Below are 15,500 nucleotides of genomic sequence, written 5' to 3'. Positions count from 1 at the left end.
TTTGCAAAACAGAATAGGTTTATCCACAGCGGCGGTGCTTCTACTGTGCCTGTGGGTAAGCGTGGCCCAGTCGCAAACGGTGTATCGCGTGGTGGATGAGCAGGGCAACGTGACGTTTACCGATAACCCTGAGCGGGGTGGGGATGCCATTACGCTGGCGCCGCTGCCCAGCATGCCATCGGCGTCGCGCCCTTCAACAGCGGCACCGCGCAGCCTGGGCAGGCCGGGTCAGCCGTTTATGCCTTATGACCGTTTTACGATTGCTAATCCCGCTAGCGGTGCTTCCGTGCGGGGCGGTATGACGCCAGTGGAAGTGCAGGTGGTGCCACCGCTGCGAGACGACCATCAGATTCAACTGCTGGTGAATGGCGAACTCAGCCAGTCGGCCCTGCATAGTGACGCTTTCTGGTTGGCAGGCTTGCCTGCAGGGGCGCACCAAGTGTACGCCGAGCTGCTGGATAGCCAGGGCCGTGTGCAGCACCGCACCGATCCGGTGACTATTTTTATCGCTGAATAGTCTTGTGCACTATAATGGTGCATTAGGGCGGCGAGGGCGACAGCGCATTGCGCTATAAAGGCTCGCCATGCGCCCGTCATCTGCCCACAAGCCGTGCAAGCCGCGGTTTGCGCTGAATTGGCGCGCTTTTTGCAGCTCCTCCCCTAACACCCCTCTTTAATGGATCAGTGCCCATGAGTATTGGTCGGAGCGACGCTTCAGGACACGCCATGTATCAGCGTTTACTCGAACACCTCACCACCGCAGTTCTGCTGCTCGACGGTGAACTCCGCGTGCGCTGGATGAACCCGGCCGCGGAAGCGCTGCTGGCGGTGAGCTTCAGCCGCGTGCAGGGCATCAGTTTGGATACGTTGCTCGGCGGTGATGAAAGCATCGATGAAGTGCTGGCCAAAGCGCGCGATGCGTTCCATCCCTACACACAGCGCGAGGCGCGTATTACGCCGCTCAATAGCGACCCGCTGACCGTTGATTATACGGTCACGCCGCTCTCTGCCGATGAACTGCTGTTGGAGGTCGAGCCGCGGGATCGCTTGATGCAGATCTCCCGGGAAGAGGCGCTCACCACTCGCCAAGAGACCATCAAGGTGCTGGCGCGGGGCTTGGCTCACGAGGTGAAGAACCCATTAGGCGGCATTCGCGGTGCGGCGCAACTGCTGGAGCGTGATTTAGACGACCCGGCGCTGCGGGAATTTACCCATATCATCGTCGAAGAAGTAGACCGCTTACGAGATTTGGTTGATTCCATGCTGGGCCCGAACCGCATCATTAAACATGAGCCGGTCAATATCCATAAAGTGCTGGAGCGAGTGCGAGCGCTGCTGATTGCCGAGCATCCCCATGTCACCGTCAACCGCGATTACGACCCCAGCCTGCCGGATCTTTCCGGCGACGAATCTCAGATGATTCAAGCGGTATTGAACGTGGCGCGTAACGCGGTGCAGGCCATGAGCGATGCAGAGACCCCCTCACCGGAGCTGATTCTGCGCACCCGTGCCCGGCGCCAGTTCACTTTAGGCGCCGAGCGGCACCGGCTAGTGAGCGAAGTCGGCGTGATTGATAACGGCCCTGGCATTCCTGAAAGCCTACGCGAAACCCTCTTTTACCCGATGGTGTCTGGCCGCGCGGAAGGCAGCGGTTTGGGGCTATCCATTGCTCAGTCAATTTTGCACCAACATCAAGGATTGATCGAATGCGACTCACGACCTGGACATACCGAATTTCGTTTACTGATTCCATTAGTTATTAATTGCACCGGAGAAGCGTCATGACTGAGGCGACACGTACCGATGTTGCACGGGTGGTTATTGTCGATGATGACCGCGCTATCCGTTGGGTGCTGGAGCGCGCGCTGGCGCAGCCAGACCTGGAGGTCGAGTGTATTGAGCGTGCCGACACAGCGCTGGCACGGCTGCTGGAAAGCCCACCGGATGTGCTGGTCACCGATATCCGTATGCCGGGCATCGACGGACTGGATTTGATGTCGCGAGTGCGTGACGCCCATCCGGACCTGCCGGTCATCGTCATGACCGCACACTCCGACCTGGACAGCGCCGTGGCCTCTTATCAGGGCGGGGCGTTCGAGTACTTGCCCAAGCCGTTCGATGTGGACGAAGCGCTCGCGCTGGTGCGCCGTGCGGTCGCCCACGCCCGTGAACGCCAGCGGCCGGTGAGCGTGCCAGAGGGGTTGAGCGCCGAGATCATCGGTGAAGCGCCCGCCATGCAGGAAGTCTTTCGCGCCATTGGTCGGCTCTCCCATTCGCATATTACGGTACTGATCAACGGCGAGTCGGGCACGGGTAAAGAGCGAGTGGCTCAGGCGCTGCACCAGCACAGCCCCCGGTCTGGCAAGCCGTTTATTGCACTGAATATGGCGGCGATTCCGCGCGACTTGATCGAATCCGAGCTGTTTGGGCACGAAAAAGGGGCCTTTACCGGTGCGGCCCAGCAGCGCCAAGGCCGCTTCGAGCAGGCCAACGGCGGCACGCTGTTTCTGGATGAGATCGGCGATATGCCGGCTGAAACGCAAACGCGTCTGCTGCGCGTGCTGGCCGACGGCGAGTTTTACCGGGTGGGCGGTCATACGCCGGTGAAAGTCGATGTGCGGATCATCGCGGCAACGCATCAAAATCTCGAATCGCTCGTCGACGATGGGCGCTTCCGGGAGGATCTGTTCCACCGCCTGAACGTGATTCGCGTTCATCTTCCGCGTTTAGCCGAACGGCGCGAAGACATTCCTCGGCTCACCCGCCACTTCCTGGCCGAAGCCGCCAAAGAGTTGTCTACCGACATCAAAGTGTTGACCCCCGAAGCAGAAGCGCATTTAACGCGTCTGCCCTGGCCAGGGAACGTCCGTCAATTGGAAAATATCTGCCGCTGGCTGACGGTGATGGCCTCCGGTCGGGAAATCCTGGTCGAAGACCTGCCGCCCGAACTACGGACGGTAGGAGCCTCCGAGAGCAGCGTACACGGCGATTGGCGTACGGCATTTCGAGACTGGGCCGATCATGCGTTGGCCGAAGGGCATACGCATCTGCTGGAAGAAGCGGTGCCCGATTTCGAGCGTATTCTGATCGAAACGGCGCTCAAGCATACCGGTGGACGTAAGGGCGAAGCCGCCGAGCTGCTGGGCTGGGGGCGCAACACCTTGACCCGTAAGCTTAAAACGCTGCTGCCTGCGCTGGCGGATGACGCCTAATTCGTGGGCTCGCGGGTAAGGGATGGGGGGAGAACAAAGACGGCATCGGCAAGCGCTGGGTCTGGGACACGGCACTCCGCCTGTTCCCAGGGCAGCAGGCTGAGGGTGTGCTGGATCCCCATCCCTTCGAGCTGATGCTCCACGCCGTGGCCGTAGGTGACGTGGCCAAGGCCCATTAAGCCAACGGCTAACGCGCCCTCTTTGACGGCTTCTGCCAGGCCGTGCGCCATGGCGGTGTCCCAGGCGAGCTGCGCTTGGGTGAAGCGGGACAACATCGCAGGGTTCTCTTTCCCCATGCCATGCTGCTCGAATACCTGGGTCAAACGCTGCTGATAGGCTGCATGGGCGGGTAGCGGGGCAGGAATTCCGTAGCGCTGGTCAGCGGGTACGTGATCAAAGCCCTCTTGGACGAGCCGTTGGCGCAGTTCTGGCGTGATGTTGAGGGCGACGAGCGGAATCGCTTGTAGTCGCGCGAAGTGAAAAATGGGCAGGTAAAGCGCAGCATCGAACCCCCACGCCTCTTCCCAGTGGCTTTCGGCCAGCAGCGCTGTCTCGGTCAGCTCGCCCGCTACCCAGCGGTCCAACACTGGCTGAGCGCTTCTAGGCAGCATCTCCAAGCCAATCACCATGTCGGCACGGTGCGCGTAGAGTCCCGCTAAGGTGTGTAGCTGCCAGCGGTGGTGGTCTTCGGCGTCGTGCTGTTCACCCAGCAGTACGACTTGCTGCTGAGCGGCCTGGGCAAGCAGCGTTGGTGCGTCCACGGCACCGCCTGCCTGCCACCACTGCCCGGTTGACGGGCAATTCCCATAGGCGTGACCCGTGGCAAGCGCTAGCGTCAGCAGAATCCGCGGCCACCTTGGGCGCATCGTGTTAGCCCTTCTGCGCTTTGAGCCGGTTGATCTCGGCCAGAAGCTCTTCTGCTTCTTCGGTCAGCGTGGCATTGGCCCGCATATCGCCGTTACGGGAAGCCTCCATCGCTGCCTGGAGTTTGCGTTCATAGGCCTGCTGGAGCTTCTTTTGGGGATCGCGATTGAATAGTCCAAACATGAGCACTCTCCTTTTTCGTGTATATCCTTTGTATAGATATGAGGTGGCAATGTCGACTATTTGTCGTATTTTTTTATGTCGCCCCTCGCTGACCGTCAGAGCACTGCGCTAGAAAGCGTCTGAAATCCGCTAGAATCGTGTCCAGGCTGCCGTGCAAACGGTGGTCGTCATCGATCATTCGTAGCGAGAGTCGCTGTACACGGGCGCGTTCGATCACGGGCCCTGGGGGAACGACATCGTCCTGCCAGCCATGAATGATATGCGTGTACTGCGCTTGGATCGTGGGGGACGTTTCAGGATACTCGGGCAACCCCAGCGCAGGGGCGAGTAGAAAACAGCCCAATACGGGCGTTTGGGCACTGACCGCCGCACTCAACCAGCCTCCCAGACTAGAGCCTGCCAAAACGCAGCGGGCGGGATCGTCGCCGCGCGACTGTAGCGTTCTGGTGAGGTGTGCCAGCCGGTCGGTTGGCTCGTCCATGCCGCGGTAATCCATGATGACCGGCTCACAGTTATCCAACTGTTCGGCGACCCCTTTGAGTGCCTGCATTTTCAGGGCGCCGGGGCCACTTTCCAGCCCGTGTGAAAGGTAGACGGTCATCATCATTGTCAGTCCGCCGAGCGCTGAATGGCTTCGCCGCCCTGTTCGATATCTTGCCCCATACCGCGAACGGTATTGCAGCCACTCATTACCAATAGCGTTGCCAACAGTAGGATGCCTAGTGCGATGGTACGTTTCATCGGTCTTTCCTCATGCCTCAGTATGCCCATGCGAGCGTCTTGGTGTGATGAGTAACATAAGCGTTGTGGCATTCGGCCGCCACTCGGAAACGCGGGTTTTGGTCACGTTGTGCCAACGACGGGGGCAAGGAGGCGACGTGCCGTGCGGTTTTGTCGCATGTGCCAGTTTGCTACATGAAAATTAGCCATCGGTGGCATGGCGCGACCTCCTTGTGAGCTTGAGTTATTTTTTAAGTTTATGTTTTTAATGGTTTTGTTTTTTATTTTTCACGATTGGCCCAAAGCCTGCATTATTCTAGATAGATATTAAGACCTGCAGTCGCCACGACATCAGTATGACAGGAACGTTTAACAGCGTGAGCAGGTTGACAAGCAACTCAGGAAGGCAGGATGCCTAGTATGTAACAGGGAGGTGAAGGACGCTCAGCCTGCTCACTCTTATCGACATAGGACGTGTCGATCATCGATGCCAAGGAGTGGCCGCGATGCAAAACAGCCATCTCGCTTTTGTGAGGTGGTTTTTTTGCGTCGATATGTATACGTAAGTCCCTGATATAGATGGTTGTCATGTGCTCATGGCGTGACTTGCACAGCATTTGTACAGATGAAGGTTCGGTTTTGGTCTATCCTTTCGTTTACACCAAAATTGAGCGGTTAGAAGACGTCAACGTCGCAGCCGTGTACTTTCAGGGACAAACGCTATGGCGATGGTATTGATGTTGGGCATGTTCGTCCTGTTTTTGGGGTTTTCAGGGGTCGGTGTGTACATGATGTTCAAGACATCATTGATGACCGTCGCCGATGATCGAGACGATAGGCCGCCCGATATGTAGTGCTGGCACGTGTCTGTCCGTGAAAAAAGCTACGCGCTCCATCGACAAATGGAGCGCGTAGCTTTTTACGTTCAAGAGCGCTGTGGTAGGAGAACAGCGGTTTAGAGGATGTGGGGCTTAGCTACCCCATCCAGTAAAGGCTCAGTAACGCGAAGCCGTAACCCATCACACCGCCGACCAGTACATCGCTGACATAGTGCAGCCCAAGCCCCACACGAGAGATGGCAATCAGCAGGCTCAGTGGCAGAACGATGGGTAGCAGCCAGGGGGTATGTGCGGCTACCAGGACGCTAAACATGACGGCGTGCATGGTGTGTCCGCTGGGGAAGCTGTAACGGTCTCGTGCAGGTTCGCCACAGTGCACGCCGCCCAGATAGGTAATGAAGGGGCGCTCGCGACATAGCTTGGTTTTGACCAGTTTGTAAACCGTGACGGCCACGAGGGCAATCAGCGAGTATTGCAGCATGCGCCATACGCCGTCCGGTTGTAGCCAGGGCTGCGCCGCAATCAACAGCACCCACACCGGCCAATCACCCAGTTTGCTGGCGGTTTGTAAGGCCAAGCGCCAGGGGCGATAAAGCGAGAGATGCGTCACTCGCTGGCAAAACCGCCACTCCCAGAGATCAAGACGATCGAATACGGCAAGCGGACGAGCTCGCATGATTAGCCTCCTGGGCGTAGTTGAGGTAGCGCAGAAATTGCTCCGCGATGCCCGACCAGCTCTGTTCCAGGGCGCGTAAACGGGCAATTCTTCCTATTCGTGCGTATTCGGCGGGATGTTGGCAAAGCGCAACGGCGGCTTGCTGAAACGCCATGGCGTCGTTGGGTTCGACCGTAATCCCGTTATGACCGCTCTGGATCAGTTCGGCGCTAGCAGCGTGGCGATACGCCACCACCGCGAGTCCGCTCGCCATGGCCTCGGTGACCACATTACCCCAGGTTTCCGACAGCGAGGGAAACACAAACATATCGGCGCTGGCGTAGTGTCGAGCCAGCGCCTGTTTATCGACGAATCCCGTAAAATGCGCGTCAGGGAGCGCTTTCTCTAATTGTGCTCGCCCGGGGCCGTCGCCGACGACCACGAGGGCCATGTCGGGACGTACGTCACGCATGGCCTGGAGGGTTTCTTGCAGCAACGCGAGATTCTTCTCTGGCGCTAGCCGACCCACGTAAAGCGCGACTGGCTGATGTTCGCTGACGCCCCACGCTTTTCTCAGCGCATCATCGCGGTGGGCGGGCGAAAATTTATCGCCGTCGATCCCCCGCGACAAAACTTGTACGTCGTGGATACCCTGCTGGCGCAGCAGCGCGGCCTGTTGCTGGGTAGGCACCAGAGTGAGCGCGCAACCGTTGTGGAAGTAGCGCAAGTAGCGGCGTGTGGCAGATGATAGCCAGGAGACACCGTAATCATGGCAATAGTGATCGAAATTGGTATGCCAACCCGCTACCAGTGGAAGTTCGAGCTGTGTGGCCGCCTGCCGAGCCGCCCAACCAAGCGGCCCTTGGGTCGCTAGATAAACCACGTCGGGCCGATGCTGCTGCCAAAAACGACGCAGCGTGGCGGGGCGAGCAAAGCCCACCTGTACATCACGGTAGCCTGGGATCGAGCAGCGATTGACCTGTAGTTCTTGCTCGACACCCTGGGCGGTGCCAGCCACTCTTGGCGTTGGACGAATCACATCCACTGTGACTCCCAGACGCTGTAACTCACGGCACACCCGGTTAAGCGTGTGGGCGACGCCGTTGATTTCTGGTGACCATGTTTCGCTAACGATACAAAGTCGCATGAGCGATGCATCCCTTTATCACGTTTTCGAACATGATGCGCAGTCACAATGACACTGCCGAGTCAGGTAAGTGAACAAGCGATGACAGGCGGTGAGACGTCGCTGCCATTGGCAACGTTTTTAACGTTAATGAATATGGCGTCGACTCTTTACATAACAAACAAATGTTAATGTTTAGAGTCATTTTTGTTTAATTTATTTTTTATAAAAGATAAACAAATAAAATAAAACTTTAAGAAGAATGACATATATCTTCTCTAAGGTAGCCAGTGACGAGGCAGCCAACGCCTCCATTGTGCCTTCGCAACGCGCAATCATAACGACTTAACGTTCTACTCTAGCTCAAGAAGTGCTGATAACAAGCACTGGCGACTCTAAAGGGATCCATCATGTTTAAGAAAACGACACTTGCTCTGGCCGTTAGTGGTTTATTGGGTGCCTCTGCGGCCCAAGCGGCGATGGTTTACGATCAGGATGGCACTACGCTGGATATCTATGGCCGTATTGCCATGGGTATCGAAGGCGGCGGTGCGGAAGAAAATAACGTCGATAATGGCGAAGAGTTCCGTAACTTTGGTTCTCGTCTTCGCGTAACTGCTGGCCATCAGATTACGTCCGACCTGCGCGCATTTGCTCGTGTCGAGTGGCGTTTTACGGGTGACGAGCGTAACCAGGCGTCTGGCTTCGATGAAGTTCGCAACAGCTACATCGGTCTGGATAGTGAGCAATACGGTACGTTCACTGCTGGTAACTTCGACAGCTTCTACGATGGCGAAGTCATGGGAGTGTTCGACGTTTACGTCGAGCGTGGATATGAGTTTGCCGGTGGTGGTTTGCAAGCGCGTGGTGACTCTCTGGCCTACATGACGCCGGATTTCAATGGTTTCCAAGCATTCGTTGCTGCTAAGCACTTCTCAGAGCGTGGATTAGCTGAGTCTGCTCAAACTAGCGAAGGTAGCGTGATTGCGACCCAAGGTGGCATCACTTACGCAACTGGTCCGCTGCGTCTGGCGCTGGGTTACGTTGAAGACACCGTTCGTGGTGGTGGTAACGGCGAGACTCGCGTGGGCACGACCGCTGAATACGCCATCAACGACGCGTTCGCGGCACGTTTGGGTTACGAAACTCGCGGCGACAGCGACACCCTGGGTGGCGGCTTTGACACCGTTGGTCTGGGTGGCACCTTCGCTACTGGCGCATGGACGTTCTACCTCGATTACTACAACATCGAGCTGGACAACGTTTCCGACAGCCGTGATGCATGGGCCGCTGCCGCGCATTACGACCTGTCCAACAACTTCGATGTCTTCGTTGAGTTGAACGATGCCAACGAAGATGCAGTGAATAACTACGAAGATGACCTGTACTACGCGGTAGGTGCGCGTTATCACTTCTAAGTGAGCGTTTGGGGCTAATTCATGCCCTAGGTTCCTTAATGTTTTAAGCTTTGTAAGATCGTTTTTGCCGATGTGTCAATGACACATCGGCTTTTTGCGTTATGCTGTTTTATTATTTAATCGAGTATTTAAGGAGAGAGGATGTCGTCCATCGTTGTAATTACAGGCGCAAATCGTGGCGTAGGATTAGCACTTGCTGAGCATTATCAACAGGAGGGATGGAAAGTCATCGGCGTGTGTCGTCAAACGTCTGATGAGCTAGAGCGTGTCGCCGACGAAGTGATAGAAGGCATCGATGTGACCCAGGACGACGATATCGCGCGCCTTTCTGCGGCGTTAGCCGGGAACACTATCGATCTGTTGATCAACAATGCGGGCCTGCTGCGCGATGATGTGTTGGGAGATATCGAGATCGACAGCCTACGCCAGCAGATGGAAATCAATGCCTATGCGCCGCTGCGAGTCTCTGAAGCGCTGCTGCCGCTGATGAAAAAGGGCAGTAAAATCGCCAATATTACTAGCCGGATGGGCTCTTTGGCCGATAACGACTCAGGTGGCCGCTACGGCTATCGTGCGTCAAAAGCGGCGCTTAACGCCTTTGGTAAATCGTTAGCCATCGACCTCAAGCCTCGCGGCATCGCCGTGGCGCAGCTGCATCCGGGCTATGTGAAAACCCGCATGGTTAACTTTGGTGGCCACATCAGCCCGCAGGAGTCAGCGACGGGCATTGCCGCCTGTATCAAAGCGCTCAACTTAGAGAATAGCGGCGGCTTCTGGCACTCCAATGGCGAGCAGTTGCCTTGGTAACGCACCAGATAACCGCCTATCGGTAGCTTAGATCACACGCTTGCGGATTTGCGACGAGAGCTGTTCAAAACCAATGACCACGACCAGAATCACTAAAATAATGGTGAGGGCGCGGTCATAGTTAAATAGCCGCATGGCGGCGGCGAGTTCGACGCCAATGCCGCCTGCGCCCACCAGCCCTAGCGTAACCGCTGAACGCAGCGCTTTTTCGACGCTGTATAAGCTGGTGGCCGTCATCGATGCGAGGGTTTCTGGCAAAACCGCACCGCCAATGACGGATAGCCTCCCCGCGCCGGTAGCGGCTAGCGCATCGGAAGGACCAGGGTGGACTTCCTCGATCCGCTCTGAGAAAAATCGGGCGGCAAAACCAATCGTATCCATCACGATGGCTAGCACGCCCGCCATCGGGCCTAACCCGACCGCCACGACAAAAATCAGCGCCCAGATAAGGTCTGGAATAGTGCGCATGGTGGCAATCATCAGCCGTGTCATGGAGCGCACCCACGGCGCGGGGGAGGTATTGCGTGCCGCCAGTAGTGCAAACGGCACGCTGAGAATAACGCCCAGCGTCACACCGACAATGGCAATGTTGAGGGTTTCATACATCGACCATGCCAGTACGTCTAAATTGCTGAGATCCGGTGGGAAAGCCCGTCCTATAAAGTGACCTAGGTTCGTCGCCCCGCGTATCAAACGCTCGAGTGTGACATTGGTGGCCATGACGCCCTGAATAAACAGCGCTAAAAAGCCAAGGCTGATGCCCCAAACAAACAGGGAAGGGCGGCGAAACCGGGGAGGTAGACCGGTGGTGGGAAGTTTCGACGGCATATTAGATCGCCCTAAGCGGTTGGCTGGTTGTGGGAGAAGAGGGCGTTTGTTCGACGCGGGTGTCACCTTGATAGAGCGCCTGCATATCGCTCAGCGTGGCCGTCTCACGAGGCGTATCGAGCACTACGGTACCCGCTTTCATGCCCACAATGCGGTCGCCGTACTGTTGCGCTAGCTCTAGCTGGTGCAGCGTACACAGCACGGTGAGTCCACGTTCGCTCACTACCTCTAGCAGCAGGTCCATAATCTCGCGTCCCGCTTTTGGGTCCAGGCTGGCGATGGGTTCATCCGCAATGATGATTTGAGCGTCCTGCATTAGCGTTCTGGCAATTGCGACGCGCTGCTGCTGACCGCCAGACAGTTCACGACAGCTGGCCTGGGCCTTATGGGCCAACCCCACTCGGTCGAGTGACTGCATGGCGCGCTCGCGAAGCTCGTGACTTGCGGTGCAAGAGAGTGTGGACAGTAAGCCAAGACGCTGCTGGCCCAGTGCGCCATACAGCACGTTTTGAAACACGCTGACGTTCTGGACTAAGTTGAACTGCTGAAACACCACACCGATTTTTTGGCGTAGCGTGCGCAAACGCGGTTTGGAAAGCTGCGAAAGCGATTCGTTGAAAATGCGAATATCGCCCTGATCGTGAGGGGCTAAGCCGTTGATACAGCGCATCAGCGTGGATTTACCACAGCCGTTAGCCCCCAGCAAAATGACACACTCCCCTTTGGGGATGCTGAGCGTTAGCCCACGCAGGACATGTAAGCTGCCGTAATGTTTGTGAACATTAGCAATATCGATGGCATTCATACAAAAACCTCCTGCGCGGATGCCAGGAGGGAGAGTGAAACAACAGACATGAGAGACCTACCGTGTCTTGGTACTAACAGAGCCTTCGCTCGTTCAACGCACGTCCCTGTGCGATCACGATAAAGGGAACGGTGGAAAACGAATTAAAGGGCTATGCCCGCCGCTTCGTAGGCCTGACGCACGACATCGTAATCTTCATTGGTGCGGTCAAAGCCCAGCGAGGAGTCGCGGTTCAAAAACTTATCTTCGTTGCGGTCGGTGGCAATCAGCGCGTTCCACAGGGTGTCGCGGTTCTCTTCCAGGGTGCTGCGTAGCGCTGTTTTACAAGCGTCGTCTAGCGAGCCGCGCATCACCACCGGGTCACCGGGTAAAACATCGCTGGTGGCAATCACACGGTATTCGCCGTCCGGGTCCATCGCCTGGATCTCTTCGATATCGCGGTTACCGCCACCCATGGCATCCACATCGCCGTTAACCAGCGCGGCGATACGGGCATCGCCCGCCATAATGATCTCAAGGTCGCGATCAATATCCAGGCCCGCATCAACCAGCATTTGGCTTGGGAAAATATGGCCGCTGGTGGAGCCCACATCTTTCAAAGCAACGCGATGGCCTGCCAGGTCTTCCAGCGACTGAATATCGCTATCGGCGGGAACATAAAAGCTGCTGCCGTAGTGGGGGCGCTCAATCGCAAACAGAATTTCAATATCGCTTTCGCGGTCGAACAGGACGAACTCAGACGGCCCCGCAAACACAAGGTCCACGTCATCATACTGCAGCGCGGTACCTGCCGCCGTGCGGTTGCTCAGGCTAAACATCTCAAGCGTGAGGCCGGTGGTCTCTTCAAACGCTTCAGCAAAGGGGCCAAACGCCTCTTCGAGTGGGCCCATGCCCTCGATACCCGTATCGGCCATGCGGATAGGGTTAGGGCAAACGTTGCTGAGATCGCTATTGGCTTGGGCTGTGGAGACCGTGAAAGTGGTGGCCGCTACCGCCAGTGCTATTAGAGTTTTCATCATGGAGCGTTTCCTGAAACGTTGAAGGTGCTGCCTGGCGAATGGAAACAAGCAGCAGGTTAAAGTGTGTTTCAGGTTGTCAGCCCTCTGTGACATTCGAGTGTCGTCCATATGACGTTATGATCACGTGACGATGACAGGCTGCTGGTAAGGAAGCCGCTACGCCTCAGGCGAGTCTCTCCCAAGGCGTAGAGGTTAGTGCGAGGTACGTTTACCAGTGGTGCTGTTGAACGGGTGAAGTGCATCGCTGGTGACGTACACCTGCAGCGTTTCACCTTCGCTGACCGGCGGCTGGCCTGTGGTACGCACCACCGTGGGTTGGTCGCTGCCTGCCAAGTTCAGGTAAAGATGGCTCTCTGCCCCGGCGGCTTCAAACAGCATCAAGGTAGCGTTCAGCGTTATATAGGGCGCGGCTGGCGGGGCGAGCAGCATATCGTCCGGGCGGATGCCGACGGTATCAGTCTCTTTCGGCAACTGACTCAGCACGCCCTGGGTATCCTGCTGAGCAAGGTAATCCAGCGGCAGCATGTTCATGGCCGGGGAGCCAATAAACTCCGCTACAAACATGGTAGCTGGGCGGGCGTAGATCTCCATCGGGGTGCCCACCTGCTCGATTTGCCCGGCATTCAGCACCACGAGCCGGTCGCCCAGCGTCATCGCTTCGAGCTGGTCATGGGTCACGTAGAGGCTGGTGGTTTTTAACCGCCGCTGAAGCTGCTTGATCTCGACGCGCATCTGCACGCGCAGCTTGGCATCAAGGTTAGAGAGCGGCTCGTCAAACAGAAACGCAGCGGGCTCGCGCACTAACGCACGGCCCATCGCCACCCGCTGGCGCTGGCCGCCGGAGAGCTTGCGCGGTTTGCGCTCCAAAAAGTCCTCAATCTCCAGCATCTTAGCCGCCGTGCGCACCCGCTGGTCGATGTCGTCTTTCTTGAAGCCGCGATTCTTCAGGCCATATGCCAAGTTGTTGTACACCGTCATATGCGGGTAGAGGGCGTAGTTTTGGAACACCATGGCGATATCCCGCTCGGCGGGCTCTAGCTGGTTCACTACACGCTCGCCGATTTTCAGGGTGCCCTCGGTGATGGTCTCCAGACCTGCCACCATGCGCAGCAAGGTGGATTTACCGCAGCCGGAAGGCCCGACCAGCACCACAAACTCGCCGTCCTGAATGTGTAAATCGACCCCTTTGACCGCTGTTACGTTGCCCGCGTAGGTTTTTTTTAGCCCTTCCAAGGTAATGCTGGCCATGGTTATTTCTCCGTCTCGGTCAGGCCTTTCACAAACAGGCGTTGCATAAACAGAATCACTAATACCGGTGGCAGAGCCGCCATCACCACGGCGGCCATAATGAGGTGCCACTGGGGGTTCTCTTCAGAGGTCATGCGCTGAATGCCCATCACAATGGTGTAGTAGTCCGGGTCGGTGGTGATCAACAGCGGCCACAGATACTGGTTCCAGCCGTAAATAAACATGATCACGAACAGCGCGGCGATATTGGTGATTGAGAGCGGCATCAAAATGTCTTTGAAGAATTTCAGCGGGCCTGCGCCATCCACCCGGGCCGCTTCCAGCATCTCTTCGGGGATGGTCATAAAAAACTGCCGAAACAGAAACGTCGCGGTGGCGGAGGCAATGAGCGGTATCGACAGCCCGGCAAAGCTATTGAGCATGTTGAGGTCCGCGACCACCTGGAAGGTAGGAATAATGCGTACCTCCACCGGCAGCATCAGGGTAAGAAAGATGAGCCAGAAGAAGAACATCCGAAAGCGGAAGCGGAAGTACACAATCGCAAACGCGGAGAGCAGCGAGATCGACAGCTTACCCACGGTAATCGCCATGGCCATGATAAAGCTGTTCCATAGCATGGTGCCGGCAGGCGGTGCGCCCGCGTTAGACACGCCGGATTGCCACATGCGGGTAAAGTTTTCGATGCCGTGGGCACCGGGCAGCATCGGCAGCGTGCCGCGCAGCAGGTCGCCCGGCGCTTGGGTCGAGGCCACCAGCGCCACGTAGACGGGAAATACCACCACCGCGACGCCGACCATCAGCGTTAAGTGGGCAAAAAAGTTCGCCCAGGGACGATTTTCAACCATGACAAGACTCCAGCAGTCAGCCTGCGACTAATAGTTCACCCGGCGCTCGATAAAGCGGAACTGCACCACCGTGAGTGCCACGACAATCACCATCAAAATCACCGACTGCGCGGCAGATGACCCCAGGTTCAGGCCGACAAAGCCATCGGCGTACACTTTGTACACCAGCGTGTTGGTGGCCTGAGCGGGGCCGCCTTGGGTAGTGGCGTGAATAATCCCGAAGGTATCGAACATCGCGTACACCACGTTCACCACCATCAGGAAGAACGTGGTCGGCGACAGTAGGGGGAACACAATGGTCCAGAAGCGCTTCATGGGGCTGGCACCATCAATGGCGGCGGCTTCGATAAGCGATTGGGGGATCGACTGCAGCCCGGCCAGGAAGAACAGAAAGTTATAGGAGATCTGTTTCCAGGCGGCGGCAAAAATCACCAGCAGCATGGCGTCCGCCCCCGAGGTGCGGTGGTTCCACTGATAGCCCACCATATCTAGCATGTAAGGCACGATGCCGATGGAGGGGTTGAAGATAAACCACCACAGCACCCCGGCGATGGCGGGGGCAATGGCATAGGGCCACACTAGCAACGTGGTGTAGGTGCTGCGCGAGCGAATCATGCGATTCACCGTGCAGGCTAGCAGCAGCGCCACTGCCATGGAGAGCAGCGTTGTGCCAACTGCAAACACCACCGTCACCGAGAGTGAGTTGAGGTAGTTGCCGTCACGGAACAGGCGGGCAAAGTTATCCAACCCGACAAAGGTGGTGCGTAGGCCAAACGCGTCTTCACGGAGCAGCGATTGGTAGAGCGCTTGACCGGCAGGCCAGATAAAGAAAATCAGCGTGATAATGACCTGAGGGGCGAGTAGCGCATAGGGCAGAAAGCGCCCTGGAAAGGTCATGCGTTTGGTTTGCATAAGCGACGAAACCTGCGAT

The 15,500-nt window shown here is 57.1% G+C and carries 18 protein-coding genes; 6 read left to right on the top strand and 12 right to left on the bottom strand.

From position 1 onward, the window contains the following. Position 1 precedes the first annotated feature (1 nt). The 3 genes from NH398_RS15605 to ntrC all read left to right on the top strand — a co-directional run bounded on the left by NH398_RS15605 (position 2) and on the right by ntrC (position 3,212). Entirely contained in the window at positions 2–517 is a 516-nt protein-coding gene (locus NH398_RS15605; protein ID WP_350338774.1) for a DUF4124 domain-containing protein, read from the top strand. 209 nt (positions 518–726) lie between these two features. Further along, positions 727–1,785 carry a nitrogen regulation protein NR(II) gene (glnL, locus tag NH398_RS15600; RefSeq protein ID WP_253019249.1) on the top strand — a complete coding sequence of 353 codons (1,059 nt, stop codon included), beginning with the start codon at positions 727–729 and terminating at the stop codon, positions 1,783–1,785. Then, positions 1,782–3,212 carry a nitrogen regulation protein NR(I) gene (gene ntrC / locus NH398_RS15595; RefSeq protein ID WP_253019215.1) on the top strand — a complete coding sequence of 477 codons (1,431 nt, stop codon included), beginning with the start codon at positions 1,782–1,784 and terminating at the stop codon, positions 3,210–3,212. Before glnL ends, ntrC begins: the two co-directional genes overlap by 4 nt. Here ntrC and NH398_RS15590 read toward each other — a convergent pair. From NH398_RS15590 to NH398_RS15575, 4 genes are all read right to left on the bottom strand, one after another. Then, positions 3,209–4,078, bottom strand: coding sequence for a ChaN family lipoprotein (locus NH398_RS15590; protein ID WP_253019214.1), 870 nt, complete (start codon positions 4,076–4,078; stop codon positions 3,209–3,211). The two genes, ntrC and NH398_RS15590, sit on opposite strands and share 4 nt — an antisense overlap. A gap of 4 nt (positions 4,079–4,082) precedes the next feature. Further along, positions 4,083–4,259: a DUF6435 family protein gene (locus NH398_RS15585; protein ID WP_159340689.1), complete on the bottom strand. Its 177-nt coding sequence runs from the start codon at positions 4,257–4,259 to the stop codon at positions 4,083–4,085. Between the two features lie 73 nt (positions 4,260–4,332). Further along, the gene (locus NH398_RS15580) at positions 4,333–4,863 is read right to left on the bottom strand and encodes a YqiA/YcfP family alpha/beta fold hydrolase (protein ID WP_253019248.1); all 531 of its coding nucleotides are present in this window, start codon (positions 4,861–4,863) and stop codon (positions 4,333–4,335) included. Between the two features lie 5 nt (positions 4,864–4,868). Beyond that, complete coding sequence (locus NH398_RS15575) at positions 4,869–5,000, bottom strand: entericidin A/B family lipoprotein (protein WP_159340690.1); 132 nt, start codon at positions 4,998–5,000, stop codon at positions 4,869–4,871. A gap of 701 nt (positions 5,001–5,701) precedes the next feature. Here NH398_RS15575 and NH398_RS16770 point away from each other — a divergent pair. After that, a complete protein-coding gene (locus NH398_RS16770) occupies positions 5,702–5,833 on the top strand; it encodes a hypothetical protein (RefSeq protein WP_285264186.1) in 132 nt (43 codons plus the stop codon). 121 nt (positions 5,834–5,954) lie between these two features. Here the strand turns inward: NH398_RS16770 and NH398_RS15570 are convergent, their stop codons facing one another. Continuing rightward, entirely contained in the window at positions 5,955–6,494 is a 540-nt protein-coding gene (locus tag NH398_RS15570) for a phosphatase PAP2 family protein (protein WP_253019213.1), read from the bottom strand. Continuing rightward, complete coding sequence (locus tag NH398_RS15565) at positions 6,457–7,620, bottom strand: glycosyltransferase family 1 protein (RefSeq protein WP_159340692.1); 1,164 nt, start codon at positions 7,618–7,620, stop codon at positions 6,457–6,459. The genes NH398_RS15570 and NH398_RS15565 overlap by 38 nt, the downstream gene beginning before the upstream one ends. A gap of 389 nt (positions 7,621–8,009) precedes the next feature. Here NH398_RS15565 and NH398_RS15560 point away from each other — a divergent pair, with 389 nt between their 5' ends. Both NH398_RS15560 and NH398_RS15555 read left to right on the top strand, forming a co-directional pair. Further along, positions 8,010–9,017 (top strand): porin, encoded by a 1,008-nt coding sequence (locus NH398_RS15560; protein WP_253019212.1) that lies wholly within the window; start codon positions 8,010–8,012, stop codon positions 9,015–9,017. A gap of 141 nt (positions 9,018–9,158) precedes the next feature. Further along, a complete protein-coding gene (locus NH398_RS15555; protein ID WP_253019211.1) occupies positions 9,159–9,824 on the top strand; it encodes an SDR family oxidoreductase in 666 nt (221 codons plus the stop codon). Positions 9,825–9,851: 27 nt separating this feature from the next. Here the strand turns inward: NH398_RS15555 and phnE are convergent, their stop codons facing one another. The 6 genes from phnE to ugpA form a co-directional block, all read right to left on the bottom strand. After that, positions 9,852–10,652 carry a phosphonate ABC transporter, permease protein PhnE gene (gene phnE, locus NH398_RS15550; protein WP_253019210.1) on the bottom strand — a complete coding sequence of 267 codons (801 nt, stop codon included), beginning with the start codon at positions 10,650–10,652 and terminating at the stop codon, positions 9,852–9,854. Between the two features lies 1 nt (position 10,653). Then, positions 10,654–11,457: a phosphonate ABC transporter ATP-binding protein gene (gene phnC / locus NH398_RS15545; RefSeq protein WP_253019209.1), complete on the bottom strand. Its 804-nt coding sequence runs from the start codon at positions 11,455–11,457 to the stop codon at positions 10,654–10,656. 143 nt (positions 11,458–11,600) lie between these two features. Further along, positions 11,601–12,476: a phosphate/phosphite/phosphonate ABC transporter substrate-binding protein gene (phnD, locus tag NH398_RS15540; RefSeq protein WP_253019208.1), complete on the bottom strand. Its 876-nt coding sequence runs from the start codon at positions 12,474–12,476 to the stop codon at positions 11,601–11,603. Between the two features lie 192 nt (positions 12,477–12,668). After that, on the bottom strand, positions 12,669–13,724 hold the full coding sequence (locus NH398_RS15535) for a sn-glycerol-3-phosphate import ATP-binding protein UgpC (RefSeq protein WP_253019207.1): 1,056 nt from the start codon (positions 13,722–13,724) through the stop codon (positions 12,669–12,671). A 2-nt stretch (positions 13,725–13,726) separates the two neighbouring features. Beyond that, positions 13,727–14,569 (bottom strand): sn-glycerol-3-phosphate ABC transporter permease UgpE, encoded by an 843-nt coding sequence (gene ugpE, locus NH398_RS15530; protein WP_159340695.1) that lies wholly within the window; start codon positions 14,567–14,569, stop codon positions 13,727–13,729. Between the two features lie 27 nt (positions 14,570–14,596). Then, on the bottom strand, positions 14,597–15,481 hold the full coding sequence (ugpA, locus tag NH398_RS15525; RefSeq protein ID WP_253019206.1) for a sn-glycerol-3-phosphate ABC transporter permease UgpA: 885 nt from the start codon (positions 15,479–15,481) through the stop codon (positions 14,597–14,599). Positions 15,482–15,500 lie beyond the last annotated feature (19 nt).

It is taken from the genome of Halomonas sp. CnH100-B, from assembly GCF_024124605.1.
Taxonomy (GTDB): domain Bacteria; phylum Pseudomonadota; class Gammaproteobacteria; order Pseudomonadales; family Halomonadaceae; genus Vreelandella.
Note: the sequence above shows the minus strand (reverse complement) of the source record. Positions and strands in the feature narration are given on the sequence as shown.